This window comes from Pseudomonas sp. FEMGT703P, from assembly GCF_002786345.1.
GTDB classification, from domain to species: domain Bacteria; phylum Pseudomonadota; class Gammaproteobacteria; order Pseudomonadales; family Pseudomonadaceae; genus Aquipseudomonas; species Aquipseudomonas peli.
This window is the reverse complement of the sequence record NZ_PGCM01000008.1, coordinates 1-26,127: the sequence shown is the minus strand read 5'-3', so window position 1 is coordinate 26,127 and position 26,127 is coordinate 1. Positions and strand designations below refer to the sequence as shown.

At 63.3% G+C, this 26,127-nt stretch carries 24 protein-coding genes; 18 read left to right on the top strand and 6 right to left on the bottom strand.

Annotation, left to right across the window (positions count from 1 at the left end; all coding sequences use genetic code 11):
• The first annotated feature begins 97 nt into the window (after positions 1 to 97).
• The 8 genes from CUR33_RS12230 to CUR33_RS12195 all read left to right on the top strand — a co-directional run bounded on the left by CUR33_RS12230 (position 98) and on the right by CUR33_RS12195 (position 7,686).
• Complete coding sequence (locus tag CUR33_RS12230) at positions 98 to 2,209, top strand: TonB-dependent receptor (RefSeq protein WP_289239818.1); 2,112 nt, start codon at positions 98 to 100, stop codon at positions 2,207 to 2,209.
• A complete protein-coding gene (locus tag CUR33_RS12225; RefSeq protein WP_289239817.1) occupies positions 2,209 to 2,979 on the top strand; it encodes an ABC transporter ATP-binding protein in 771 nt (256 codons plus the stop codon). Before CUR33_RS12230 ends, CUR33_RS12225 begins: the two co-directional genes overlap by 1 nt.
• Positions 2,976 to 3,929, top strand: a complete 954-nt coding sequence (locus tag CUR33_RS12220) for an ABC transporter substrate-binding protein (protein ID WP_289239816.1) — start codon at positions 2,976 to 2,978, stop codon at positions 3,927 to 3,929. The genes CUR33_RS12225 and CUR33_RS12220 overlap by 4 nt, the downstream gene beginning before the upstream one ends.
• Positions 3,926 to 4,945, top strand: coding sequence for a FecCD family ABC transporter permease (locus CUR33_RS12215; RefSeq protein WP_289239815.1), 1,020 nt, complete (start codon positions 3,926 to 3,928; stop codon positions 4,943 to 4,945). Before CUR33_RS12220 ends, CUR33_RS12215 begins: the two co-directional genes overlap by 4 nt.
• Before the next feature lie 117 nt (positions 4,946 to 5,062).
• Positions 5,063 to 5,320: a BufA2 family periplasmic bufferin-type metallophore gene (gene bufA2 / locus CUR33_RS12210; protein ID WP_160013906.1), complete on the top strand. Its 258-nt coding sequence runs from the start codon at positions 5,063 to 5,065 to the stop codon at positions 5,318 to 5,320.
• Positions 5,321 to 5,376: 56 nt separating this feature from the next.
• Positions 5,377 to 6,222 carry an MNIO family bufferin maturase gene (gene bufB / locus CUR33_RS12205; protein WP_289239814.1) on the top strand — a complete coding sequence of 282 codons (846 nt, stop codon included), beginning with the start codon at positions 5,377 to 5,379 and terminating at the stop codon, positions 6,220 to 6,222.
• Entirely contained in the window at positions 6,213 to 7,007 is a 795-nt protein-coding gene (locus CUR33_RS12200; RefSeq protein ID WP_289239813.1) for an HvfC/BufC N-terminal domain-containing protein, read from the top strand. Before bufB ends, CUR33_RS12200 begins: the two co-directional genes overlap by 10 nt.
• A 91-nt stretch (positions 7,008 to 7,098) precedes the next feature.
• A complete protein-coding gene (locus CUR33_RS12195; protein WP_289239812.1) occupies positions 7,099 to 7,686 on the top strand; it encodes a LysE family translocator in 588 nt (195 codons plus the stop codon).
• Here CUR33_RS12195 and CUR33_RS12190 read toward each other — a convergent pair whose 3' ends face one another.
• Entirely contained in the window at positions 7,687 to 8,514 is an 828-nt protein-coding gene (locus tag CUR33_RS12190; RefSeq protein WP_289239811.1) for an AraC family transcriptional regulator, read from the bottom strand. It abuts the gene before it with no gap.
• A 142-nt stretch (positions 8,515 to 8,656) separates the two neighbouring features.
• Between CUR33_RS12190 and CUR33_RS12185 the strand changes: the two genes are divergently transcribed.
• The 7 genes from CUR33_RS12185 to CUR33_RS12155 all read left to right on the top strand — a co-directional run bounded on the left by CUR33_RS12185 (position 8,657) and on the right by CUR33_RS12155 (position 16,975).
• Positions 8,657 to 10,411, top strand: a complete 1,755-nt coding sequence (locus CUR33_RS12185) for a sensor histidine kinase (RefSeq protein ID WP_289239810.1) — start codon at positions 8,657 to 8,659, stop codon at positions 10,409 to 10,411.
• Positions 10,412 to 10,476: 65 nt separating this feature from the next.
• Positions 10,477 to 11,826 (top strand): sigma-54-dependent transcriptional regulator, encoded by a 1,350-nt coding sequence (locus CUR33_RS12180; RefSeq protein ID WP_289239809.1) that lies wholly within the window; start codon positions 10,477 to 10,479, stop codon positions 11,824 to 11,826.
• A 401-nt stretch (positions 11,827 to 12,227) separates the two neighbouring features.
• On the top strand, positions 12,228 to 13,181 hold the full coding sequence (locus CUR33_RS12175) for a TAXI family TRAP transporter solute-binding subunit (RefSeq protein ID WP_282874534.1): 954 nt from the start codon (positions 12,228 to 12,230) through the stop codon (positions 13,179 to 13,181).
• A gap of 156 nt (positions 13,182 to 13,337) precedes the next feature.
• Entirely contained in the window at positions 13,338 to 15,365 is a 2,028-nt protein-coding gene (locus CUR33_RS12170; protein WP_289239808.1) for a TRAP transporter permease, read from the top strand.
• Positions 15,362 to 15,784 carry a DUF1850 domain-containing protein gene (locus tag CUR33_RS12165; RefSeq protein ID WP_289239807.1) on the top strand — a complete coding sequence of 141 codons (423 nt, stop codon included), beginning with the start codon at positions 15,362 to 15,364 and terminating at the stop codon, positions 15,782 to 15,784. The genes CUR33_RS12170 and CUR33_RS12165 overlap by 4 nt, the downstream gene beginning before the upstream one ends.
• Positions 15,785 to 15,915: 131 nt before the next feature.
• The gene (locus CUR33_RS12160; protein WP_289239806.1) at positions 15,916 to 16,416 is read left to right on the top strand and encodes a GNAT family N-acetyltransferase; all 501 of its coding nucleotides are present in this window, start codon (positions 15,916 to 15,918) and stop codon (positions 16,414 to 16,416) included.
• Between the two features lie 46 nt (positions 16,417 to 16,462).
• Positions 16,463 to 16,975 carry a DUF3617 domain-containing protein gene (locus tag CUR33_RS12155; protein WP_289239805.1) on the top strand — a complete coding sequence of 171 codons (513 nt, stop codon included), beginning with the start codon at positions 16,463 to 16,465 and terminating at the stop codon, positions 16,973 to 16,975.
• Here CUR33_RS12155 and CUR33_RS12150 read toward each other — a convergent pair.
• Both CUR33_RS12150 and CUR33_RS12145 read right to left on the bottom strand, forming a co-directional pair.
• Positions 16,972 to 17,754: a hypothetical protein gene (locus tag CUR33_RS12150; protein WP_289239804.1), complete on the bottom strand. Its 783-nt coding sequence runs from the start codon at positions 17,752 to 17,754 to the stop codon at positions 16,972 to 16,974. The genes CUR33_RS12155 and CUR33_RS12150 overlap by 4 nt on opposite strands.
• Before the next feature lie 46 nt (positions 17,755 to 17,800).
• Positions 17,801 to 18,547, bottom strand: coding sequence for a substrate-binding periplasmic protein (locus CUR33_RS12145; RefSeq protein ID WP_289239803.1), 747 nt, complete (start codon positions 18,545 to 18,547; stop codon positions 17,801 to 17,803).
• A 276-nt stretch (positions 18,548 to 18,823) separates the two neighbouring features.
• On the opposite strand from CUR33_RS12145, the gene CUR33_RS12140 reads away from it, so the two are divergent.
• Positions 18,824 to 20,491 (top strand): BCCT family transporter, encoded by a 1,668-nt coding sequence (locus CUR33_RS12140; protein WP_090250981.1) that lies wholly within the window; start codon positions 18,824 to 18,826, stop codon positions 20,489 to 20,491.
• Between the two features lie 101 nt (positions 20,492 to 20,592).
• On the opposite strand, the gene CUR33_RS12135 is transcribed toward CUR33_RS12140, so the two are convergent.
• The 3 genes from CUR33_RS12135 to CUR33_RS12125 all read right to left on the bottom strand — a co-directional run bounded on the left by CUR33_RS12135 (position 20,593) and on the right by CUR33_RS12125 (position 23,496).
• Entirely contained in the window at positions 20,593 to 20,805 is a 213-nt protein-coding gene (locus CUR33_RS12135; protein ID WP_167145818.1) for a DUF6434 domain-containing protein, read from the bottom strand.
• A 109-nt stretch (positions 20,806 to 20,914) separates the two neighbouring features.
• Positions 20,915 to 21,625: a 3'-5' exonuclease gene (locus tag CUR33_RS12130; protein ID WP_289239802.1), complete on the bottom strand. Its 711-nt coding sequence runs from the start codon at positions 21,623 to 21,625 to the stop codon at positions 20,915 to 20,917.
• Positions 21,622 to 23,496, bottom strand: coding sequence for a DUF294 nucleotidyltransferase-like domain-containing protein (locus tag CUR33_RS12125; protein ID WP_289239801.1), 1,875 nt, complete (start codon positions 23,494 to 23,496; stop codon positions 21,622 to 21,624). Before CUR33_RS12125 ends, CUR33_RS12130 begins: the two co-directional genes overlap by 4 nt.
• Before the next feature lie 164 nt (positions 23,497 to 23,660).
• On the opposite strand from CUR33_RS12125, the gene CUR33_RS12120 reads away from it, so the two are divergent.
• Positions 23,661 to 24,227, top strand: coding sequence for a LemA family protein (locus CUR33_RS12120; RefSeq protein ID WP_289239800.1), 567 nt, complete (start codon positions 23,661 to 23,663; stop codon positions 24,225 to 24,227).
• Position 24,228: 1 nt separating this feature from the next.
• Positions 24,229 to 26,127: DUF2207 domain-containing protein (locus CUR33_RS12115; RefSeq protein WP_289239799.1), on the top strand; the 1,899-nt coding region annotated here is incomplete at its 3' end.

Sequence of the window (26,127 nt, the reverse complement as noted above, 5' to 3'; positions counted from 1 at the left end):
GCGTTGACGCCGATCGTGGGTGCCTGCGCGCCCGTGTTTTGCTGTTGCGCGTTTCCATCGGGATTGCCGTGCCTATCCCTTTTGCGATGGAAGCATCATGGCGCGCTATCCCCTGTCTCAACTCTCTGTTTCCCTTGCCCTGTGCCTGGCCGGTACGGCTGTGGCGGGCGAATCTCCAGTCAATCTGCCGGCCACGACCGTGCAGGCCAAGGCTGCTGCGGAGGGCGCAAGCGATCTGCATACGCCCAGCAGCAGCGGTTCGCGTCTGGGCCTGAGCGCCCTGCAAACCCCGGCCAGCACCAGCAGCCTGAGCGGCGCGCAGGTGCGCGGGCGCAACAACCTCAGCGTTCAGGACGCGGTCACCCGCACCCCTGGCATCAGCAGAATCGGCAGCCCAGGCAATGGCGGCACCGCGCTGTCGGCGCGCGGCTTTACCGGGCACAGCGCGACCATGCAGCTGTACGACGGCACCCGTCAGTATGTCGGGGCCGGCACCGTGACCTTCCCGGTCGACACCTGGTCGGTGGAGCGCGTTGACGTGCTGCGCGGCCCGGCCTCGGTGCTGTACGGCGAAGGCGCGACCGGCGCGGTGATCAACGTGGTGCCGAAAAAGCCGTTTAGCGGCGCCATCAGCAACCAGCTGCGCCTCGGCTACGGCAGTGACGACCGCCGCCAGGCCGCGCTGGACAGTGGTGGCTCGCTCAGCGATGCGTTGAGCTACCGCCTCAACCTCAATCAGCAGGCCAGCAATGGCTGGGTCGATGACGGCGAGTCGCAGAGCCAGGCGCTCAGCGCTGCCCTGCGCTGGGATGCCAGCGATGCGCTGAGTTTCACCCTGTCCCATGATCAGGGCGATCAGGACCCGCAGCGCTACCTGGGCACACCGCTGGTCGCCGGCCAATACCGCGAGAGGCTGCGCGAGCGCAATTACAACGTCGATAACGCCGAGATTCGCTATAACGACCAGATCACCCGGCTGGTCAGCGACTGGCGGATCAACGACGCGCTGACCGCCAGCAACCAGCTCTACTACATCAAGACCCAGCGCTACTGGCGCAATGCCGAGTCCTACCGCTGGCAGCCGGGCGATCAGGTCAAGCGCAGTGACTTCTACGAGATCAAGCACACCCAGGAGCAGGTCGGCGACCGCCAGACCTTCACCCTTGAGCACGCCCTGTTCGGCCTGGAGAGCCGCAGCGTGGTGGGCGTGGACTACAACCGTATTCACTTCGCCCGTCAGCACGACTTTGCCAGCAGCTTCACTGACAGCGTGCCGCTCGCCGGCAGCGGTGGCGGCCAGTACCAGAGCACCGATCCACTGGGGTACGGCCCGCGCGAGCGCAACCTGGCGCGGCAGTTCTCGCTGTTCGCCGAGAACCGTACTCAGCTGACTGAGCGCCTGTCGCTGGTCAGCGGTGTGCGCCGCGATCAGCTGCATATCCAGCGCGACAACCTGCTGACCGACAGCAGCGCCGACCGCAGCCTGACGGGTGACAACTGGCGCGCCGGGTTGGTCTTCGAGGTCACGCCCGAGCTGTCGCTGTACGGCCAGTACGCCACCAGCACCGAGGGCGTGAGCAACTTGCTGACGCTCAATCCGAGCCAGCAGCAGTTCGACCTGAGCGAGGCCCAGCAGACCGAGATCGGCCTTAAGCAGGCGTTTTGGAATGGCCAGGGCGAATGGACGCTGGCCGCTTACCACATCGTCAAGGAGAAGCTGCTTAGCCGCGCTACCCCAACCGCGCCGACCGAGCAGATCGGCCAGCAGTCTTCCGATGGTCTGGAAGCCACATTGGAGCTAGCGCTGGGGCAGGGCTGGCAGGTGTCGGCCAACGCCGCGTGGGTGCGCGCCGAGTACGACGACTTCACGGAAGCCGGTGGCGACCGCAGCGGCAATCGGCCCACCAACGTGCCACGGCGCACCGCCAACCTGTGGCTGAGCAAGGCGCTGAGCGAGCAGGTGCAGGCCGGTGTCGGCGCGCGTTATGTCGATGCGCGCTACGCCGACACGGCGAACACTGTGACGCTGCCGAGCTACACCGTGGTTGATGCCACTATCGGCTGGCAGGTGCAGGCGGACGTGCGTCTGGGGCTGGAGCTGAACAACCTGTTCGATCGCCAGTACGCCACCACCGGCAGCAGCGACGGCCAGCAGTGGTACCTGGGCGCGCCGCGTTCGGTGTTCGTCACTGCCGATTACCGTTTCTGATGGCGCGCTTGCAGATCAGCGACTTGGCCTGGTCGCCAAACGGCGAGCAGGCCTTGCTCGACGGCATTGAATTGGTGGTGGGCGACGGCCAGCTGGTCGGCTTGCTCGGCCCCAATGGCAGTGGCAAGACCAGCCTGCTGCGCTGCGCCTACCGCTTTCAGCGGCCCGATCAAGGCCGTGTTGAGCTGGACGGCGAAGCGCTGTGGAGCCGCTCGCCGCGCTGGTGCGCGCAGCGGGTGGCGGTGGTACTGCAGGAGTTTCCCCAGGACTTCGGCCTCACTGTGGCCGAAGTCGCCGCCATGGGCCGCACGCCGCACAAGGGCCTGTTTGATGGTGATGATCAGGCCGATGTTGCTCTGGTCGAGCAGGCACTGGCACGGGTCGGCCTGAGCGTGCACAAGCGTCAGGCGTTCGCTCATCTCTCCGGCGGGGAAAAGCAACGCGTGCTGCTGGCCCGCGCCCTGGTGCAGCAACCGACGCTGCTGATCCTCGACGAGCCGACCAACCACCTCGACCCGCGCTACCAGCTGGAGCTGTTGCGGCTGATCAAAACCCTCGGCCTGGCGACCCTGGCCAGCTTCCATGACCTCAACCTGGCAGCGGCCTTCTGCGACCGCCTGTATGTGCTCGACCACGGCCGCGTGGTGGCCAGCGGTACCCCAACCGAAGTGCTGACCGAAGCACTGCTGGCCGAGGTGTATGGCGTGCAGGCGCTGGTCGACCGTCATCCCCTCGCGGGGCATCCGCGTATTACCTGGATCAATCCATGAAGCGTTTTCTGCGTTACGCCCTCTGCCTGCCGCTGCTGGGCGCCGCCCTGTCCGCCCAGGCGGTTACCGTCACCAGCTGCGACCGTCAGCTGACCATCGAGCAACCGCCGCAGCGCGCAGTCAGCCAGGACATCAACCTGACCGGCATGCTCCTGGCCCTCGGACTGAAATCGCGGATGGTCGGCTACAGCGGCATCAGCGCCTGGAAAACCCCCAACCCCGAGCTGATGGCGCAGCTGGCCGACTTGCCCGAGCTGGCGGCGCGGCACCCGTCGCTGGAAAACCTGCTCAACGCCGAGGCGGATTTCTTCTTCGCCGGCTGGAACTACGGCATGCGCGTCGGCGGTGAAGTCACCCCGGCTAGCCTCGCGCGGTTCGGCATCCCGGTGTACGAGCTGAGCGAGTCCTGCGCCCACGTCATGCCACGCCGGGTGGCCAGCCTGGAGGATGTCTACACCGATCTGCACAACCTTGGCCGCATCTTCGCCGTGCAGCCGCGCGCCGAAGCGCTGGTGCAGGGCATGCAGCAACGGGTGGCGGCGGTGCGTGAGCGCCTGGCCGACAGCGGCCCGGCGCCACGGGTGTTTCTCTACGACAGCGGCGAGGAAAGCCCCTTTACCGCCGGCCGCCTGGCCATGCCACAGGCGCTGATCGAAGCCGCTGGCGGGCGCAACGTGATGGATGAGCTGGCCGCGAGCTGGGTGCGCGTTGGTTGGGAAGCGGTGATCAGCAGCGACCCCGAGGTGATTCTGATCGTCGATTACGGCGAGCGCAGCGCGGCGCAGAAGCGTGACTTTCTGCTGCAGCACCCGGCCTTGCAGGGGCTGACGGCGATCCGTGAACAGCGCTTTGTGGTGCTGCCGTACCTGGCCGTCACGCCGAGCCTGGACAACGCCGCCGCCATCGAAACCCTGGCTGCGGCGCTGCACCCGCAGGCGTTCGGCCAATGATCCGCAGTCCGCGCGCCTACCGCCTGTTGCTGCTGTTGCTGGCCTTGGCGTTGGCGCTGTCCTGTGCCGCGTCATTGGGCTTTGGCGCCGCGCCAGTGCCACTGCCGCGCGTGCTGGAAATTCTCGGCCAGCGCCTGTTTGACTTGCAGCCGGCGCATGCCGTGAGCCGCGCCCAGGACAGCATCGTCTGGCTGATCCGTGCGCCACGGGTGGTGCTCGGTGCGCTGGTCGGTGCCGGGCTGGCGCTGGTCGGCACGGCGCTGCAGGCGGTGACGCGCAACCCGCTGGCCGATCCACATCTGCTCGGGGTCATTTCCGGCGCGGCGCTGGGTGCGGTGATTGTGGTGCTGTATCTGGGTGAATTTATCGGCCTGCTCAGCCTGCCGCTGGCGGCCTTTGTCGGCGCGCTGGTGAGCATGTTGCTGGTGCTGGCGATTGCCAGTCGCGGCGGCCGGCTGGAGAGTGACCGCCTGCTGCTGGCCGGGGTGGCGGTGTCGTTTGTGATGATGGCAGCGAGCAACCTGCTGCTGTTTCTCGGTGATCACCATGCCGCCAGTTCGGTGATCTTCTGGATGCTCGGTGGCCTTGGTTTGGCGCGCTGGGAACTGCTGTGGTTGCCAGCGTTATGCCTGGTCTTGGCTTTGCTGCTGTTGCTCGGTCTGGCGCGGGCGCTGAATGCGCTGATGGCCGGTGAACACAGTGCAGTCAGCCTCGGTCTGGAACCGCGCCGGGTGCGTTTGCTGGTGTTTGTCTGCGCCTCGCTGCTGACCGGGGTGCTGGTGTCGCTCAGTGGCGCTATCGGTTTTGTCGGGCTGATCCTGCCGCATGTCGCGCGCTTTCTGGTGGGCGCCGAGCATCGTCGCCTGCTGCCGGTCAGTGCGCTGCTTGGCGCGCTGTTTCTGGTCTGGGTGGATGTCGCTGCGCGTACCCTGTTGGCCCCGCAGGACCTGCCCATCGGCATCGCCACGGCGGCGATTGGTGGGGTGTTTTTCGTGCTTTTACTGCGTCGGCGCTGAATCGTTGAAGTTTTTTTCAGCGCTGTTGTAACGCCTGTTCGTCTCGTCGCTCTAGTTGAATGCCGGCACACAAACCCCTTTTCGTCCGGCTCACCCAGATCACCCGAGGATACGCACATGACCATGAAATCCACCGCTGCTACTGGTGCTGCCATCGCCTTCGCTGCTGCTGCCATGTTCGCCGGCATGTCCGGCACTGTCGTCGCTGCTGAAGAAGCCAAGGTGCACTGCTACGGCGTCACGTCCTGCAAAGGCCAGAATGACTGCAAGACCGCCGAAAACAGCTGCAAAGGCCAGGCTGTCTGCAAAGGACACGGCTTCAAGGCCATGACCCAGGCCGAGTGCGATGCTGCAGGCGGCACTGTCGGCGAGTAAGTGAGCCGGGGCGGCCGCCGCGCGGTTGCCCCGCATCACCCTGCAAGGAGCCAGCAATGAATGCTCAACGCGGCAATCTGGGTTTCGGCCTGGGCCTGCGCAGCACCTACTACCAAGCCATTCTCGAGCAGCAGCCGGCCATCGACTGGTTCGAGATCGTCTCGGAAAATTACCTGGTAGCGGGCGGCAAGGCCCTCTACTTTCTCGATGCCATCGGCGAGCAGTACCCGCTGGTGATGCATGGCGTGTCGCTGTCGATTGGCGGCCCGCATGAGCTGGACCGCGACTACCTGCGTCAGCTCAAACACCTCGCCGCGCGCGTGCAGCCAGCGTGGATCTCCGATCACCTGTGCTGGAGCAGGGGCAATGCCCATCAACTGCACGACCTGCTGCCGCTGCCTTATACCGAGGAGAGCCTGCAGCATGTGGCCGAGCGTGTGCGCCAGGTGCAGGACGTGATCGAGCGGCCGCTGGTGCTGGAAAACGTCTCCAGTTACCTGCGCTGCGCCGATGATCAGTTCAGCGAATGGCAGTTCCTTGCTGCACTCAGCGAGTTGAGCGGCTGCGAGCTGTTGCTGGACGTCAACAATGTGTACGTCAGTGCACGCAACCACGGCTTTGATGCCTGGACCTTTATCAGCAGCCTGCCCAAGCAGCGCATTCGTCAGCTGCACCTGGCCGGCCACAGCGATTACGGCAGCTATCTGATCGACACCCATGATCAGCCGGTCAGCGATCCGGTCTGGCAGCTTTATCAACGCACCCTGCAGCACCTCGGCCCGGTGTCCACGCTGCTGGAGCGTGACGATCATTTTCCCGATCTGGATGTGCTGCTCGACGAGCTGAATACCGCACGCCGGTTTGCCGCCCAAGCACTGCAAGGCACAGCGCAATGCGCCTGAGTGACTGGCAGGCGCAGGTGCAGGCCTACCTGCTGAACCCCGATGCCCAGCCCAACCCGGCGCTGCAGGCCAGTCTGCTGGGTAGTGCGGCGCTGAGTGCCGAACAGGGCCTGGCGATTTACCACAACGCCTACCGCGCGCGCCTGCTGGAAGCCTTGCGCGGCGATTATCCGGCGGTGCATGGCTGGCTCGGTGATGAGGAATTCGATGCCCTGGCCCTGGCCTATCTCGACGCGCACCCCTCGCAGCATTTCAGCCTGCGCTGGTTAGGCGCAAAGCTGGCGGACTTTATCGACGGCTACCTGATTCCCGCACAGGCCGCGCCGCTCAGCGAACTGGCGCGGCTGGAATGGGCGTTTACTTTGGCTTTTGATGCCGTCGACGCCGCGCCCCTGAGCCTGACGCAGATGGCCGAGCTGCCGGCCGAAGAATGGCCGACCCTGCAGGTGCGTTTGCTACCGAGCGTGCAGTGGCTGGCGTGCCGGCATAACAGCCTGGCGATCTGGCGTGCGGGCAAGGAGCAGGGTGACTTCCCCGGTAGCCTGCCACTGGTTACGACAGAGACCTGTGTGGTCTGGCGCGATCAGCTGATTACCCGCTACCGCTGCCTGGCGGCCGATGAAGCGGCGGCATTGCAGGGCATGGCCGTGCAAGGCTGGAGCTTCGCTGAGCTGTGCGGCGAGCTGGCATACCTGGGTGAACAGGCGCTGGCGCAGGCGGTGAGCTGGTTGCGTCAGTGGCTGGCGGATGGGCTGTTGCAGCGGGCGGATCACCTCTCGCGTTGAGTGCTCTGTCCTGACAGGGCATTTTCCTTCAATACCCTGCGCGGTGGGCCTGTCAGCCTGGCACCTCCTTTGTGGTGCTGACAGGTGAATGATGAATACGCTGTTTTACTCCATGGCAGGTTTTGCCCTCGCTGCTTCGATCTCTCCCGGCCCGGTCAATCTGCTGGCGCTTAGCGCCGGCGCGACCCATGGGCTGCGCAGCAGCATGCGTCATGTCACGGGGGCGACGTTCGGCTTTACCGCGCTGTTGCTGGCCATGGGCCTTGGCTTGCAGCAGCTGTTGCAGCAGTGGCCGGCGCTGACGCACGGGGTGGCCTGGTTTGGCGTCGCCTTTCTGCTGTACATGGCCTACGGCCTGGCCCGGTCTGACGGGCAACTCAGTGGCAACGACGCACAGCAGCGCCCGTCGCTATTCAAGGGCGCGCTGATGCAGTGGCTCAACCCCAAGGCCTGGCTGGCCTCGATGGCAGGCATGGGCGCCTATGCGGCGGATGGCGATCTGTGGCGGGTGGGGCAGTTCGCGGCGCTGTATTTCGTGATCTGTTATCTGTCGATCAGTTGCTGGGCACTGGCCGGGGTTTACCTGCGCCAGTACCTGGAGAATCCGCTGTACCTGCGCCGGTTCAATCGCGGCCTGGCCTTGCTGCTGGTGCTCTCGGCGGTTTATCTGCTGGTCTGATCAGGCGCGGCGGTATTGCCCGGGGGTGGCGGCGAGCAGCTGTTTGAAGGTGCGCTGCAAGTGCGCCTGGTCGGCAAAGCCGGCGTCCAGCGCCACCTCGGCAATCGACTCGCCGCGTTTCAGCCCGGCCTGGGCCACTTGCACACGGCAGTTGAGCAGGTAGGCATGTGGGGTCATGCCGTAGTGCTGGCGGAAACTGCGAATCAGGTACGAGGGCGACAGCTCGGCGGCACTGCAGATGGCGTCCAGCTTGAGCGTCTGGGTGCAGTGCGTGCGGATAAATTCAGCCGCCAGACGGATGCGCGGGTTGTCCTCGCGGATGGGTGCCGGCGCGGGTGCCAGGCGCTGTTGCAGGGTGCTGAAATAGTCGATCAGGGCGCACTCTTTGCGCAGCTGATCGACTGCCGTGGCGTTGAGCAGGTCATACAGCTGGTTGAGGCCGTTGAACAGCTCAGGGTCGCGGCTGAGGATGGCGGAGAAGGGCTGCAGTTGCGGGTTGTGGCCGAACCCCAGCTGGTGTTGCAGCTCGCCCAGCCAGGCGCTGTCGATATAGAACATGCGATACGACCAGGGCTGCCCATCCACGGGGTTGCAGGCATGCACGTCACCTGGGTTCATCAGCGCCAAGGTGCCTGCGCCAACCTGTTCGCGCGCCTTTTCATTGAAGTAGGTGCTGCGGCCCCGGGTGATGGTGCCGATCGAAAAACACTCATGGGAATGCTTGGCGTAGCACAACAGACGGCCATCGAGGGCTTCGCGCGTTTCCACGAAGGGCAGCGCCGGGTCGCGCCAGAAGCGTGGGGTGGTGGCCTGTTGCTCAGTGCTCATCATGCGTCCCTGGCGTAATCGCCGTATAGCCAGCGCTGACTATAGCGGCCGCTGGCGCTTGTTCAAACAGTCGAGCCGCTGCGCTCTGCACAGCGCGGTGCTTTGTCTTACCATGCCGGCTATGCCTTGTTGCGAGCCGCGCATGTCTGCCTTTCTGCTGCGTTACCGCGTTGCCCTGATCGTCCTGCTGATTCTGCTCGGCCTGCTGGCGAGCATCTGGCTGGCCGGGCGTTATGCCGAGCAGCGCGCTTGGAATGAGCGCAGCCTGGAGGCGCGCGGGCAGTTGCAGCTGTATGCGCAGTCGATCCACACCCTGGTCGAGCGCTTCCGCTCGGTGCCCGAGGTGCTGGCGCTGGACAGCGATATCAAGTCGCTGCTGCGCGCGCCGACCGACAGTCTGTTGCGCAGCAAACTCAACGAGCGTCTGGAGCAGCTCAACAACGCCGCCGGCTCCAATGTGCTGTATCTGCTTAACGACAAGGGCGAGACCCTGGTGGCGAGTAACTGGCGCGACTGGAGCAGTTTTGTCGGCAACAACTACGCCTTCCGCCCGTATTTTCAGGATGCTGTGCGTCAGTCCTCCGGGCGTTATTTTGCGGTGGGCGTGACCACCGGCATCCCCGGTTATTTCCTCTCCCATGCGGTGCGCGACGACGACGGCACGGTGCTCGGCGTGCTGGTGGTCAAGCTGGAGCTGGAGGAGCTGCAACGCGAATGGGCCAGCCAGCCTGGCGTGCTGCTGGTGGCCGATAGCTACTCGGTGGTGATCCTCAGCAACCGCCCGGCCTGGCGCTTTTTGGCCCTCGACAGCCTGAGCGAGCAGGCCCGCGCCGAGTTGGTGGAGGTGCGCAAGTATGCCGAACAGGCGTTGCAGCCGCTGGCCAGCTCGCTGCGCCGGCAGATCGACAGCGACAGCCAGTGGCGCCGGGTCGAGGGTCCGGATGGCCCGCGTGACTATCTCTGGCAACGCCAGGCCCTGGGTGATGAAGGTTGGACCCTGCACCTGCTGCACGAGCCGAAAACCCTGGTCGACAGCGTGCGCAGCTATCGCCTGGCCGCCGCCGGGGTGTGGATGACCCTGGCGTTTCTGCTGCTCTACCTGGCCCAGCGACGCAAGACTCAGCGTTTGCAGGCCGGCATTCGTGAGCGTCTGGAACGTGAGGTGGCGCTGCGCACCGCCGAGTTGCGCGAGGCTCAGGAAGGCCTGGTGCACGCGGCGAAGATGGCGGCGCTGGGGCAGATGTCCGCCGCCATGGCCCATGAAATCAATCAGCCGCTAACGGCCATGCAGATGCAGCTGGGCAGCCTGCGCCTGTTGCTCGATAGCGGTCGCCAGGACGATGTGCGCGAAGGGCTGCAGCGCATCGATGGCCTGCTGCAACGCATCGCCGGGCTCACCGGCCACCTGAAAACCTTTGCCCGCAAAAGCCCGGCGGGGCTGAGCGAGCGTCTGCGCCTGAGTGATGTGCTGGAGCAGGCCCTGCAATTGCTGGCGCCGCGCCTGCGCAGTGAACAGGTGCAGCTGCACAACGAGATCGACACCGAGGCGCGGGTGCTGGGCGATGCGATTCGCCTGGAACAGGTGCTGCTCAATCTGCTGAATAACGCCCTGGATGCCATGGCGGACAGCACCGTGCGGCAGTTGCAGATTCGTATCGAGCACCAGGCCGAGCAGTGTCTGTTGAGCATCGCCGACAGTGGCGGCGGAATCGCCAGCGAGGCGCTGGGGCATGTGTTCGAACCGTTCTTTACCACCAAGCCTGTGGGCGCCGGATTGGGCCTGGGGCTGGCGGTGTCCTATGGCATCGTCCGCGAACTGGGCGGCAGCCTGGAGGCGGCCAATGGCGAGCAGGGCGCGGTGTTTACCCTGCGCCTGCCGGCAGCGCCGAATGCGTAGTGCGGGTTATTTCCCGGATTTTATCCGGGCTACACTGCCCGCCGATTTAAAGAGGGGTAAGTGATATGACTGGGCACGTAATAGTCGTCGACGATGAAGCAGCCATTCGCGAGGCGGTGCAGCAGTGGCTGGAGCTGTCCGGCTTTCGCGTGCACAGCTGCGCCACGGCGCAGGCCGCGCTGGCGCTGGTCGACCGTGACTACCCCGGCATCATCATCAGCGATGTGCGCATGCCCGGCACCGATGGCCTGCAACTGCTCGACAGCGTGCTGGAGCGCGACTGCGACCTGCCGGTGATTCTGATCACCGGGCATGGCGATGTGCCGATGGCGGTGCAGGCGCTGCGCCAAGGCGCGTATGACTTTATCGAAAAGCCCTTCACCCCCGAACGCCTGCTCGACAGTGTGCGCCGCGCGTTGGACAAGCGCCGTCTGGTCTGCGAGAACCGCCAGCTGCGTCAGCAGTTCGCCCTCAAGGACCATATCGAGGCGCAGCTGCTCGGGGTCTCCAGGCCGATGGAAACCCTGCGCCGGCAGATCCTCGAACTGGCCGGCACCTCGGTGAATATCCTTCTGCGCGGCGACACCGGCAGCGGCAAAGAACGGGTTGCCCGTTGTCTGCATGATTTCAGCAACCGCGCCGGCAAGCCGTTTGTCGCGCTGAACTGCGCGGCGATTCCCGAGCACCTGTTCGAGAGTGAACTGTTCGGCCATGAAAGCGGCGCCTTTACCGGCGCCCAGGGCAAGCGCATCGGCCGCATCGAACATGCCGACGGCGGCACGCTGTTTCTCGATGAGGTGGAAAGCCTGCCGCTGGCCCAGCAGGTCAAACTGCTGCGCGTGTTGCAGGAGAAAACCCTGGAGCGCCTGGGTTCGAACAAGAGCATCCGCGTCGATCTGCGGGTGATCAGCGCGGTCAAGCCGGACCTGCTCGATGAGGTCAAGGCTGGGCGTTTCCGTGAAGACCTCTACTACCGGCTGAATGTCGCCACCCTGCGTATTCCGCCGCTGCGCGAACGCCGTGAGGATATTCCACTGCTGTTCGAACACTTCGCCAACCAGGCCGCGCAACGCCATGGCCGTGAAACACCGAGCCTGCCACCGAGCGAGCTGACTCGGCTGCTCGGGCATGACTGGCCGGGCAACGTGCGCGAGCTGATCAACGCCGCCGAACGCCACGCCCTGGGCTTGAGTGGTGGGGTGGAAAGTGGAGGTCTGCCGCAGCAGTCACTGAGCGAGCAGATGGAGGCTTTCGAGGCGCAATGCTTGCACCGCGCCCTGCAGCACTGCCAGGGCAATATCGCCGAGGTGATGACGCTGCTGCAGCTGCCACGCCGCACCCTTAACGAGAAGATGCAGCGCCATGGCTTGCAGCGCAGCAGCTATCGGCCGGCCGGCAGTGCTGATGACGAGTGAGAACTAGTCGGCGGAATTTCGCTTGTCTGAGTTTTTTCACTGGCGGATTTCCGCTTACTACAGCCGCCAGGCTGGCAGTGTTGATTGGAGTAAAGGCTCTAGAACGGGCTTTTCTTCCACTGGCACGGCATCTGCTATAGCTCTTGTCAGCCAGGCACTCGATTGCCTCGGCCTCTATAAGAAAGACAAGAGGTGAATCCCATGTACTGCCCCGCATCGTCTGCGCGCCTGTCGCGCTCGGCATCTATTGCCCACCTCTTGTGCGCTCGGCTCAGGCCGCGCGTGAGCCTCTGCTCCTTTTCGCTATTGCGTTAGCCCTGGCGCTGCACCGCCCTCCGGTGGCGCGCAGCGTTGACAGTGAAACCTCTGCATAAAGCCATAACAACGACGGAGATTCTTCCATGCGAATGACCAAACGTTTCAGCCTGTTTGCTGCTGCCGCAGCCTTTACCGCAAGCACCGCGGTACTCGCCGCCCCAACGTTCATCAACGTGCTCACCGGTGGCACCAGCGGTGTGTATTACCCCATCGGTGTGGCCCTGTCGCAGCTGTACAGCAATGGCATCGAAGGCTCGAAGACCTCGGTGCAGGCCACCAAGGCTTCGGTGGAAAACCTCAACCTGCTGCAAGCCGGTCGCGGCGAGCTGGCCTTCGCCCTTGGTGACTCGGTCGCCGATGCCTGGAATGGTGTGGAAGACGCCGGCTTCAAGGCGCCGCTGAAAAAGCTGCGGGCGATTGCCGGCACCTACCCGAACTACATCCAGATCGTCGCCAGCAAGGAATCCGGCATCACCACCCTGGCTGACTTGAAGGGCAAGCGCATTTCCGTCGGCGCGCCAAAATCCGGTACCGAGCTGAACGCCCGCGCCATCTTCAAGGCCGCTGGCCTGAGCTATGAAGACATGGGCAAGGTCGAATTTCTGCCGTATGCCGAGTCGGTCGAGCTGATCAAGAACCGGCAGCTGGATGCCACCCTGCAGTCCTCGGGCCTGGGCATGGCAGCGATTCGCGACCTGGCCGCGACCCTGCCGATCACCTTCGTGGCTATCCCGGCTGAGATCACCGCGAAGATCGACAACGCCGCCTACCAGGCTGCCTCGATTCCAGCGGGTACCTACGACGGTCAGGATAGCGATGTACCGACCGTGGCCATCACCAACATCCTGGTCAGCCATGACGGCGTGTCCGATGAAGTGGCCTATCAGATGACCAAACTGATGTTCGACAACCTCGAGCGCCTGGGCAACGCCCACTCGGCGGCCAAGGACATCAAGCTGGAAGGCGCCGCCAAGGGCCTGCCGATCCCACTGCATCCGGGTGCCGAGCGCTTCTACAAGGAAGCTGGCGCGTTGTAAGGCTGCTGAAGGGTTAACCCTGTAGGTTGGCGCTGTTCGCAGCGCCAACCGCTCCCGAATATGAGCTAGAGCTGCGAATAAAACCGGCGTGCGCGCCACGGCAGGTTTTGTTGGCGACTCTTGTGCTGGCAACGTTGTAGTGAGGGCATCTGCTCCATGAGTGACCACAATCAAGGCCTTGCCGCCAACCCAGGCGATTGGCCGAAAGCGCTGTTCTATGTCGCGCTGCTGTTCTCCATCTTCCAGATCATCACCGCGGCCTTCCACCCAGTATCCAGCCAGATTCTGCGTGCGGTGCACGTGGGCTTTCTGCTGTTGGTGGTGTTTCTCTGTTTCCCCGCTCGTGGCAAAGAGCAGCCCTGGCAGCCGCTGGCTTGGCTACTGGGTCTGGCCGGCATGGCCACGGCGTTTTACCAGTGGTACTTCGAAGCGGATTTGATCCAGCGTTCCGGTGACCTGACCCAGAGCGACATGGTCGTTGGCCTGCTGCTAATCGTCCTGGTGTTCGAAGCCGCACGGCGGGTGATGGGCATTGCCTTGCCAATCATCTGCGCGCTGTTTCTGGCCTACGGCCTGTTCGGCCAGTACCTGCCGGGCGACCTGATGCACCGTGGCTACGGCATCGATCAGCTGGTCAACCAGCTGGCTTTCGGCACCGAAGGGCTGTACGGCACGCCGACCTATGTATCGGCCACCTACATCTTCCTGTTTATTCTGTTCGGCGCGTTCCTTGAACAGGCCGGGATGATCAAGCTGTTCACCGATTTCGCCATGGGCCTGTTCGGCCACAAACTCGGCGGCCCGGCCAAGGTCTCGGTGGTGTCGTCGGCGCTGATGGGTACCATCACCGGTTCGGGTGTGGCCAATGTGGTCACGACTGGCCAGTTCACCATCCCGCTGATGAAGCGCTTCGGCTACAAACCGGCGTTTGCCGGCGGCGTGGAAGCGACCTCGTCGATGGGCAGCCAGATCATGCCGCCGATCATGGGCGCGGTGGCCTTTATCATGGCCGAGACGATCAACGTACCGTTCTTCGAGGTGGCCAAGGCCGCGCTGATTCCGGCGTTGCTGTACTTCGGCTCGGTGTTCTGGATGGTCCATCTGGAAGCCAAGCGCGCCAACCTGCAGGGCCTGCCGAAAGACCAGTGCCCGAACCCCTGGACGGCGGTGAAGGAGCGCTGGTACCTGCTGATTCCGCTGTTTATCCTGATCTACCTGCTGTTCTCCGGGCGCACGCCGCTGTTCTCCGGCATGGTCGGCCTGGCGCTGACCGCTATCGTGATCCTCGGTTCTGCGATCATCCTGCGGGTGTCGTCCAAGGTCATGCGTTTTGCCTTCTGGATTGCCCTGGGCGTGCTCTGCGCCGGCTTCTTCCAGCTCGGTATCGGTGTGGTGTTCGGCGTCGTCGCGTTGTTGGTGGCGATCTGCTGGTTTATCAAAGGCGGCCGCGACACCTTGGTGATCTGCCTGCATGCGCTGGTGGAAGGTGCACGGCATGCGGTGCCAGTGGGCATTGCCTGCGCCCTGGTGGGGGTGATTATCGGTGTGGTCTCGCTGACCGGTGTGGCTTCGACCTTTGCCGGTTACATCCTCGCCATCGGTCAGGACAACCTGTTCCTTTCGCTGGTGTTGACCATGCTCACCTGCCTGGTGCTGGGTATGGGCATCCCGACCATTCCTAACTACATCATCACCAGCTCGATTGCCGCGCCGGCGTTGCTGGAGCTGGGCGTGCCGCTGATCGTGTCACACATGTTCGTGTTCTATTTCGGCATCATGGCCGACCTCACGCCGCCGGTGGCGCTGGCCTGTTTCGCGGCCGCACCGATTGCCAAGGAGAGCGGCCTGAAGATCAGCCTGTGGGCTGTACGTATCGCTGTGGCCGGCTTCGTGGTGCCGTTTATGGCGGTATACGAACCGGCGCTGATGCTGCAAGGCGATAGTCTGCTGGCCACCCTCTATGTGGTAGCCAAGGCGCTGCTGGCAATCGGCATCTGGGGGGCGGCATTTACCGGCTACCTGCAGGCCAAACTGAGCTGGTTGGAGCGCGCGTTGGCCTTCGGCGCCGGTGTCAGTCTGATTCTGGCCACGCCGATGAGTGACGAGATCGGCTTCGTTCTGGCGGCGCTGTTTATCGCCCAGCATGTCTGGCGTGCTCGTCGCGCTCAGCTGGCCACTGCGTGATCGGCCTGTGCCTGGGTTTGGCGGGTGTGGTGTGGGCAGAAGTGCCCACGCCCAGCTTTACCCTGGCCTGGACACACACCATCGAGAAGATTCGTTGGGAAGAGGATTACCGCGTGACGCCTGAGGGGTTGCTCCTCGGCGAAGCGCGGGTCAAGGGTTCCGGGGCTGGTATGGAGATTCCAGACGGCGCCGAACTGCGCGAGGGCAGCTGGCATTACCAGCGTCAGCTACCCCCCTTGCAACCACTGCGTTTGGGGCGAACCCCCGAGGCGGGGGATTATCAACTGTGTTTCAACCAGCGTTGCCACTTGATGAGTGAATGGCTCGGCCCGCCACAAGCGACCCAGCCGGCGTTGGAACTCTGGAGCTGTGAGCAAAGCTCCCCGGCCGCCTCGGCGGCAGGCCAGGACGACGGTTAAGGCTGCGTTCGCTCCCGGGCCACAAGCCCTGGTTGTTGTAGAGGAGAACCCCCATTTGGCCCAGCCGGTGGGGGTTTTGTTCGTTTGCAGTAACGGTTAGCTTCAGCAGATTGACTGACAAGCAGGATGTTATGAGCACCATCACCTATTACCTGGACATGCAGCACCCCGAGCAGATCCGCGCCAAGCCGCTGCCGACTGACCTGAGCGTGGTGGAATGCCAGCTCAAGCAGTTTCAGCTCAACCGCTTTCTCTACCAGCTGGTCGGCGAGCCCTGGCAGTGGACCGACAAACTCAGCTGGACGGACGCGCAGTGGCGCGAACTGATCGAACAGCCCCATCACCGCACCTGGGTGGCCTATCACCAGGGCGCCATCGCCGGCTATTACGAGCTGCTGCGTGATGCCGACGGCGCCGTGGAGATTCTCTATTTCGGCCTGGCCGAGACCTTCTTCGGTCAGGGCTTTGGCGGCCCGTTGCTCACTCACGCGCTGCAGTCCGCCTGGGCCTGGCCGGGCACCACCAAGGTTTGGGTGCATACCTGCAGCCTTGATCACCCCAGCGCGCTGGCCAACTACCAGGCGCGCGGCCTGCGTATCTATCGGGAAGAGGTCGAGGCGGACGCTTCCTAAGAGGGTCTACGCTTGCAGGGTCGCCCACTCACCTCAGGAGTCGATCATGCACCGCGGTGTTAGCAAACCTCTGTTTCTTAGCCTTTGCCTACTGCCCGCCCTGGTCAGCGCGATGGATATCCAGCCCGGCCTCTGGGAAATCAGCTCGAACACGATGCAGGTCGGCGGCCAGGCGGTGCCGGGGATGGAGCAGATGCTTGAGCAGATGAAAAACCTGCCGCCCGAGCAACGGCAAATGATGGAGCAGATGCTGGCCCAGCAGGGCGTTCAGCTGGGCGACAAGGGTGTGCGTATCTGCATGAGCGAAGCGCAGATCAAGGCCCAGCAGATCCCCCTGCAAGACCCCGAGTCCGGCTGCAGCAATGAAGTCACCGAGCGTAGTGACGAGCTGTGGACATTCCGCTTCAGCTGCCCCAACGGCCAGGGCGAAGGTGAGACGCGCTTTGTCAGCGACAAGGAATTCACCTCAACGGTCAACGGCACCTTCGACGGCCAGAGCAGCAGCATGCAAAGCAACGCGCGCTGGGTGGCGGCGGATTGCGGGACGTTGCAGCCTTAAAGTCTGTGCACGTGCTGTTGTGTCTTGCTGTTGTGGCGCAAGAGTCCTTGAACGACCGCCTGAGTCGCAATGCTGGCGCCGACCGCTATGGCGCAGGCACTCCAGAACTCTATTCGCGGCCAGAGAACGGCTAATGCGAGAAAGAAGGTGGCAAACGAATAAAGGCCTTTAACCATGCCGTGATACACATGCGCGACCTGGTACGGCCCCTGTGCCCTGTGTGTGAAAACAGCGAGCACAAGGCCGATGATAGGGAAAACTGCCAACAACCCACTCCAGACTTCCCCCAGGCTAGCGGCGGCAGTAGTAACTGCGAGCGTTAGCATGGCTCCGGTGATCATCCGGTAGGGCAGGTCGGTGAGGCTACCTACAGCGGTGGAAATCGATTCGCTCGGCGGAAGCGCCCGCGGCGCTAGTGCAAGGGCGAGTCCAGCAACTGCTATCGCTACCGCAGGTGATGTGGGTAAAGCCTCCAGGCCAATTGCGGCGAAAAACCAAGCGCCGGTGGCGTAGGCCAGTGCAGTTGGCCATGACCATCGAGTGCTTGCCCAGCAGTATGCGACCCCGAAAACCAGTAAAGCTGCGATAGCAGAGATCGCCGCAGTAGCCGTGAGGGCGCCGAACTGAGAACCTTGCTCAAGAGCGACGAAGACCACAATCGGACCTGCGACGATGGGAAATCCGCCCAGCAGACCCGCAACGCCGGAACCCCAGCGGCGTCCTGCTAGCGACAGGGCAGCAATGAACAGCGGTACAACCGTGAGTTTCAGAAGCAGCACTTAGTTTCCTATGCCCAACAGGTTCTTGAGGGATATTTAGGTTGAATTACTGGCCGTTAAGCGGGTCGCTGATGCCGTGGCGTTCCTTCAGCGTCTGCACCAGCTCGGCCTGACTGCTGAGGAAGGCGTCGAACTGCTTGATCACCTCGGGGTGGCGGATGCTCGACAGGAAGTAGTGGTCATCCTGATAGGGCAGTTTGGGGTCGAACACCAGGCTTTTTTCCGCGCTGTTGTAGAACTGGTGCTGGATCACTTGTGGGTTGAGGTAAACGCCGTCGATCCGGTCGCTCATGGCCATGGCCAGTAGTGAGTCGATCTGGTTGGCCTGGATCAGCAGAATCTTGCCGGCCTTGATTTCATCCAGATAGGGCCAAGGGGTAAAGCCGCGTTGGGTGCCGAGGCGGTGTAAGCGTGCAGAGCCCTGGCCGAGAAACTCGGGCTTGACCAGTACGCCGTCTATCGCCGGTGCAGCGGCTTGGCTGTAGTGCAGCGCATAGCCTTTTTTCTGATCAGCGTTCCAGCGCGGGTTATCCGGGTATTTGAAATCTACCCGGTCGTTGAGAAAGTCACTGAGCAGGCGCCGTACCGGCAGCGGTTGGTAGATAAATTCATGGCCCTGGTGCGCCGCAAAGGCGTCGAGCAAGTCGCGGCCATAGCCCAGGTATTGGCCGTCCTGCACGTTGGAATACGGCAGGTAGGGCTGCAGCTCGACCCCGACCTTGAAGGTCTCGGCGTGCGTCAGCGCAGCCAGGGTAAAGGGCAGGCAAGCCAGCAGCGTCAGCAATGCTCTCATCAGCGACATCTCAAACAACGACCCCGAGCAGGCCATAGGCCAACCATAGCTAATTGGCTCGTCCAGCGGGAGGCAATGTGCGCAGAAAATCTGACTCAAAAGACCAAATAACCGCCGCATAACGGGCTGTAATGGCCGCCAATACTGGCCTTGCGCCTGCAAGGATGTGCCATGGCTGTTACCCTGTACCCCGCAGCTGCCGGCTTGGTGGCTGTACGAGTAGGGCAATCCCGTCCTCGTGCGCGTAAAGCGTGCCACACGTCAAAGGAGTCCCCCATGGGTCAAAACCCTTCGTCTGACACGACCCCGCAACCAGAAGCGGCAACTCTGGACGGCATCCCGGCACCCACCGGCGACGCCAATCTGATCGACACCGATTACGTGATCGGTCAGGACAACATCAAAGGCAAGTTCCTGTTCAACCTGGACATCCACGGCAAGGTCTTCACCATCTCGGCGGTCGTCGCCGTGCTGTTCGTGGTGCTGACCCTGGCCCTGCAAACCCAGGTCGAGCCGCTGTTCAGCGCCTTGCGTGACTGGCTCACCCACCACATGGCCTGGTTCTTTATTGGCTCCGCGAACATCTTTGTGCTGCTCTGCCTCGGCCTGATCGTTTCCCCTCTGGGCAAGGTGCGCCTCGGCGGCATGGACGCAAAACCGGATTACACCTACCTCGGCTGGTTCTCCATGCTGTTTGCCGCCGGTATGGGCATTGGCCTGATGTTCTATGGCGTCTCTGAGCCGATGTCGCACTTCAGTGCGGCCATGGGCGGTATCAGCGTTGGCGCAGATGGTGTGCGCACCGACTGGGCGCCGTTGGGCGGCGCGGCCGGTAATGCCGAAGAGGCCGTACGCCTGGGCATGGCCGCAACCATCTTCCACTGGGGCCTGCATCCTTGGGCGATCTACGCCATTGTCGCCCTGTCGCTGGCGCTGTTCTCCTTCAACAAGGGCCTGCCGCTGTCGATTCGCTCGATCTTCTACCCGATTCTTGGTGAGCGGGTGTGGGGTTGGCCGGGCCATGTGATCGATATCCTCGCGGTGTTCGCCACCCTGTTCGGTCTGGTCACCTCCCTCGGTTTGGGCGCGGAACAGGCCGCAGCAGGCGTCGAATACCTGTTCGGGATCAGTGCCACCGACACCAGCAAGGTGCTGCTGATTATCGTCGTCACCATCATCGCCCTGGTTTCGGTGGTTGCGGGGTTGGACAAGGGCGTCAAGCGCCTCTCCGAGCTGAACATGGGCCTGGCCATGGCCCTGCTGCTGTTTGTGATTATCGCTGGGCCGACCCTGGCGATTCTCACCGGCTTCTTCGACAACCTTCTGGCCTACCTGCAATACCTGCCCGCGCTGGCCAACCCGATTGGCCGGGAAGACGCCAACTTCAGCCAGGGCTGGACGGCCTTCTACTGGGCGTGGTGGATCAGCTGGTCGCCGTTCGTGGGCATGTTTATCGCCCGCGTCAGCCGTGGCCGTACCGTGCGCGAGTTCCTGGTTGCTGTCTTGCTGGTGCCGTCCCTGGTCTCGGTGCTGTGGATGACCGCGTTCGGCGGCACCGCGATCAATCAGTTGCTGGTTGATGGTTTTACCGGCGCGCAGGAGGCCGGCCTGGAGCTGAAGCTGTTCAGCATGCTCGGTGAGATGCCGCTGACCAGCATCACCTCGCTGATCGGCATCGTCCTGGTGGTGGTGTTCTTTATCACCTCGTCGGACTCCGGCTCGCTGGTGATCGACACCATCACCGCCGGCGGCAAGGTCAATGCACCGACCCCGCAGCGGATTTTCTGGGCCAGCATCGAGGGCGTCATCGCCATCGCCCTGCTGCTCGGCGGCGGGCTGGTGGCCTTGCAGGCCATGGCGGTGTCGACCGGCCTGCCGTTTACCATCGTGCTGTTGGTGGGCTGTATTTCGATCGTCAAAGGTTTGATGAGCGAACCGCGCTGACCCTTGCTGTTGAGTCGTACACGAGCGCGCCTTCGGGCGCGCTTTTTTATGCCCGGGGTTTGGGGGCGTGGCGCCCGACACCTGTGCTGCTTGTCCCTACGCTACTGCTGCTGACGCCGCAGCCATTCTGCCGCCACGTCGCCCATTGTTTTGGGCACCCCATCTTTTATCCACGCCATAAACGCGCGATTAAATTGAAAGCCAGGGCCGCAAGCTTGCGTCAAAAACCGGCGAACATTTTGCGTATTTCGATAGGTCGTAGTGACCGGTGTTTCTGCCGTTATCGTGTCGCTGTGCCAGTCGAAACTATTCATCCCGGTTTCTCGAAGTAGTCAATCCGGGCGCGGTTATTTGCAGGGTGTGTTCGGCTTATAAATCAATCGTGGTGGTGTGCGCCGCCCAAGTCGTTTCTGTGTCACTGCCTCAACTCCACAATTCCCCCACCGGCGTATCCAACGCATAGCGCGTCGCCACCTGCGCCTGCAGCAACTCAGCCGTCGCCAGCGCATCAGTCAACGCATGGTGCGCCTGGTACATCGGCAGGTTGTAACGCAGGCGGCTATCAGCCAAACGAATTGACACCGGCTGCCGGCCCAACAAGCGGCCCAGCCAGCCCGGTTGGCGTTTGGGATAAAGACGTGCCTCCAGCTGCATGGTGTCGATAACCGGGAACTGCAAACCCTCACCGAGTTGCTGACGCAGCGCCTGGTCGAGAAAGCTGCGCTCGATAGTGCGGTAGTGCACCACCATCACTTTGCCGGCCATGGCGGTCAGCAGCTCGTCGAGAATCTGCTCCAGGCGCGGCGCGTGGCGGATGTCGGAGTGGGTGATGTGGTGAAAGGTCACCGATTCGCCGCTCAACTCGCTGGCCGGTTTGACCACCCAATAGCGCGCCGCGCCGCAGCGGATGCGTTGCAGGGTAAAGGGCAGCAGGCCGAGGCTGACGATGGCGTGCTGGTTGGCGTCTAGGCCGGTGGTTTCCACGTCCAGGGCCAGCAGCGGCACCTGCTCCAGTGGGGTGTCGGCGGTTACGCAGCCGGCCTGATAGAAGGCTTGCAGGCGCGGGTCGCGGGCGCTGGCGGCGAGTTCGGCAAACTGCGCGGCCCAGTTCAGCGCTGTGGCAGGCGCTGTCACCGCTTGTTGCTCGGTTGCGCGGGGTAGCGGAAACGCAGGAATTTCTGCGCATTGCTGAGTACCTGAAAGGCTTCCTTGAGGTTATGGCGATCACTGGCGGAGACTTTTTCCGGTTCGATGTAGTTGTTCGGCTGCGCGCCTTCGGCCGCCGCCATGGCCTGGTGGCGCACGCGCACCAGGCTGAGAAATTCCAGGGCGTAGCGCAATTGGCCGAGGGCTTCGGGCTGCAGCAGCTTGGTTTTGCCGATGGCGTCGAGGCGTTCCAGGGAGTTCTGCGCCTTGCTGCCGCAGGCCAGGGCGTGCACGCGGATCAGGTCGGTGAGCGGCGCGGTGCCACGGCCTTTGAGGTTGATGATGTGTTTCTGCTGGCCGTCGGTTTCCATCACAAAGGTGCGGAAGAAGCCCAGCGGCGGCGTGCGGTTGAGGGCGTTGCGCGCCAGGGCGGCGAGGAAGGCCGGGTTGCTGCTGGCTTTTTGCGCGAGCAGGTCTTTGAGGTTTTCCACCAGTTCGACCTCGCCATACACGCCGTCGAGGTCGAAGAAGATGCAGCTGTGCAGCAGGGTTTGCGGCTTGGGATTGTCGATCCATTGCTGGAAGTAATCGCGCCAGACACTCAACGGCTGCCGCCACTGGGCGTTGCTGGCCATGATGCCTCCCTTGCAGTAGCTGTAACCGCAGGCGGCCAGGCCGTCGCTGACAAACTGGGCAAGGGCGGCGAAGTAGGCGTCGTGCTGCGCCGGGTCAAAGCGGTCGTCGAGCACCAGGGCGTTGTCCTGATCCGTCACCAGCAACTGTTCGTCGCGGGCCATGGAGCCGGCGACCATAAAGCAGTAGGGCACCGGCGGCGGGCCGAGTGTCTGCTCGGCCAGTTCCAGCAGGCGCTGGGTAAAGGCGCGGCCAATGCCGGCCATGGCGCTGCCGACCATGTGCGCGGTGGCGTGGTCGTTGACCATGCGTATAAAGGTAGCGCGCAGGTCCGGCAGCAGGCTTTGCAGCCCGGCGACATCGGGCTGGTTGAAGATCGAGTTGACCAGATACAGGCTGCTTTGCGACTCGTAGCGGATGATGTCGCTGAGGTTGATGATGCCGATGGGCCGGCGCCGCTGCACCACCGGCAGGTAGTGGATGTTATGGCGCAGCATGGACAACATGGCATCGAACACGCTGTCATCGGCTTGAATTGTGATGGGATTAGGCGACATCACCTCACTGACGGGCGTTGTGCTGTCCAACCCCATGGCGAGCACGCGGGTGCGCAGGTCGCGGTCCGTGAGGATGCCCACCATGCCGGCAGCGGGCGCGCTGTCGTCGACGATCACCAGTGAGGATACGCTCTGCTCGGTCATCAGCTGGGCGGCCTGTTGCACTGAGGTGTGCGGGCTGGCGGTGACCGGTTGGCGCGAGATCAGCTTGCATACTTTTATCTGGATCAGCTCGCTGGCCTGGCCCTGGCTTTCCACCGCCGATTTGAGTCGCGATTGGCCTTCGGCCTCGACGAATTCAGCAAAGCCATCGTGCTCTTCGCACAGCTGGGCAAACACAGTGGCGGGGATGAAGTAGATCAGGCTGTCTTCAATCGCCCGCGCCGGAAAGCGCACTTTGTTGCTGCGCAACAGGCCGGCTTGGCCGAAGATATCGCCCTCGCTCAGGCGGTTGTACAGCGCGCCATTACGCCGGTAGATTTCCACCGCGCCGCTGCGTACATAGTGCAGCTCGTGAATCGCAGCGCCATACAGCAGGATGTCTGTGCCGGCTTTGAAGTAGGCCACCTCAACCTGCCGGGCAATGGCGTCGAGGCTGTCATCGGGCAACGCATCGAAGGGCGGGAAGCGCTGCAGGTGATCGCGGATTTCCAGTAACTCGATCTGCATGGGGTGCCTCGCAGTGGCTGGCACTCAAGGATACGGCGATTGCTGGGTGCTGTCCGCCCTGCTGGCGTTACCGGGTGTGGCGGCAGGCGCAGTCGAAGCCAGCTAGGGTGTGAGGGGCGAACGGGTAGCGCAGGCGTTCAGCGGGCTTTTATCAAGGAGTGGTTATGCACGGGGCAGGATTCTGGGTGGTGCTGGCGCTGCTGGTGGCGCTCGCGGGTTTGGCGATTTATTACTACAACCGCCTTGTGTTCAACCGCGCGCGGGTGGCTGAAGCGTGGAGTGGCATTGATGTGCAACTCAAGCGCCGCGCCAGCCTGATTCCGGCACTGGTCGAGTGCGTGCGCCAGTACATGAGCTACGAGCAGGGCACCCTGCAGGCGCTGGTGCAGGAACGTATGCGTGCGGTGCAGCTGGCCGATTCGCCGCTGGGCGAGCGGGCGCCGGTGGAGGCGCATCTGGGTACTCAGCTGCGTCAGCTGTTTGCCCTGGTCGAGGATTACCCGGCGCTCAAGGCGGATGGTCAATTTCTCGACCTGCAACGCACCATCACCGAGGTCGAGAACCATATCCAGATGGCCCGGCGTTATTACAACGGCGCGGTGCGCGAGTTGAATGTGCTGGTGGAATCGGTACCGAGCAACCTAGTGGCGCGGCCTTTTGCCTTTACCCAGGCGGAGTACTTCAGCCTGGATGACCCGCGTGACGCCCAGTCGCCAAAAATGGAGTTTTGACATGCTGCGAGTACTGCGTTTTGCCCTGTTGAGCCTGTGCCTGCTGCCGCTATGGACTGCTGCGGCCGAGGTGATTGAAGACTTTGCCGTGACCCTGCAGGTGCAGGCGGACGGCAACCTGCTGGTGACCGAGCGGATTACCGTGCAGGCCGAGGGTGAGCAGATCAAGCGCGGCATCTACCGCGATCTGCCGGTCAGCTACAGCTTGCCCTTCGGCCTGTTACAGAGCAGCCCGATCACCTTGCTTGCGGTGAGCCGCGATGGTCAGGCGGAGCGGGCGCGGGTCGAGCAGAACGGCACCTGGGTGCGCTATTACCTAGGCTCGGCCAACCAGCTGCTGCAGCCGGGACGCTATCAGTACGAACTGCGTTACCGGGTTGAGCGCCAGCTGTTGCACCACCTCAATACCGATGAGCTGTACTGGAACGTCACCGGTAATCAGTGGGTCGTCCCGATTCTCCAGGCCTCGGTCGAGGTCAAACTGCCGCCGGGTGCGCGGATGGGGGATGTGGCCGCCTATACCGGGGCTGGCGGTGATCAGGGCAAGGCCTATGAGGTGCTCGAACAGCGGGACGATTATCTGCGCTTGACCACTACCCAAGCCTTGCCGGCCTACCACGGCCTGACGGTCGCCGTGGATTGGCCCGCCGGCCTGGTGGCGCGGCCGGGTCTAACGCAGCGCCTGGGCTCGGTGCTGCTGGATAACCTTGGCCTGTGCCTGGGCGCGCTGCTGCTGGTTGGTCTGGTGATTTTTTATCTGCGTGCCTGGGATCGAGTCGGCCGTGACCCCGAAAAAGGTCTGATCATTCCACTGTTCGAAGCTCCGAAAGGCATGAGCGCGGTGCAGGCCGGCTACCTCTGGCATAGCGGTTTCAAAGGGGCTTATCAGGATGCGCGGGCGTTCAGTGTGTGGCTCACCGATATGGCCATCCGCAAGCACCTGCATCTTGAAGACAAGCCGCGCGGCGGCGGTTTTACCCTGGCCCGTGGCACGGGTGAGCGGGATGACTTCAGTGAGGGTGATCGCGACCTGCGCAAGTGCCTGTTTCCGGCCAACAAAGAAGGTATCGCCCTGGAGATTGGCAGCGATTACGAGCCGCGCCTGGCCGATGCCGTGGCTGGGCTGAAAACCCAGCTGCACACCCAGGGCAAGGCCTGGTTCAGCAATAACCGTGGCGTTTGGACCTGGGGCCTGATCTGGGCGCTGGTTGGCTGCCTAGTAATGGTGCTGACCGGCGCGCGTAATGAGGACGATGTGGCTGTCGGCCTGGCCGGCGTGGTGTTCACCCTGGGCTTTGGCGTGCCGTCGCTGTTTGTGCTGTACATGGCCTGGAATCAGCCCAGCTTGGGCAAGCAGATCGGTCTGGGTCTGGCGGGGTTGATGTTTGTCTGGCCAGTGCCGATTGGCTTGTGGATGCTCAGTGATGCGGCGTCGGTGCCGGCCTTGCTGCTGCTCTGCGTGTATGTGCTGGTGGTGGTGCTGTTCTATTACCTGCTGCCGGCGCCATCGGTTGAAGGGCGGCGACTGCTCGATCAGCTGGAAGGCTACCGTGACTACCTGCAACTGGCGGAAAGTGACGCACTGGCCCTGGCCGGCAATGCCCCAGCGATGAGCATTGCGCTGTACGAAAAGCACCTGCCTTACGCCATGGCCCTGGGTGTGGAGGACAAGTGGAGTGCGCGCTTCAGCACGGCGCTGGCCAACGGCCTGATCGACCCGGCGCAGCGTGACTATCAACCGGACTGGTACCACAGCCGCAGTTCATTCAGCACACCGCTGGCCATGAGCGCCGCTTTGGCTGCCGGCCTGAGCAGCGCCACGGCACTGGCTTCATCGCCCCCGTCGAGCAGCTCGTCAGGTGGGGGCGGTTCATCCGGCGGTGGTTCGTCAGGTGGTGGC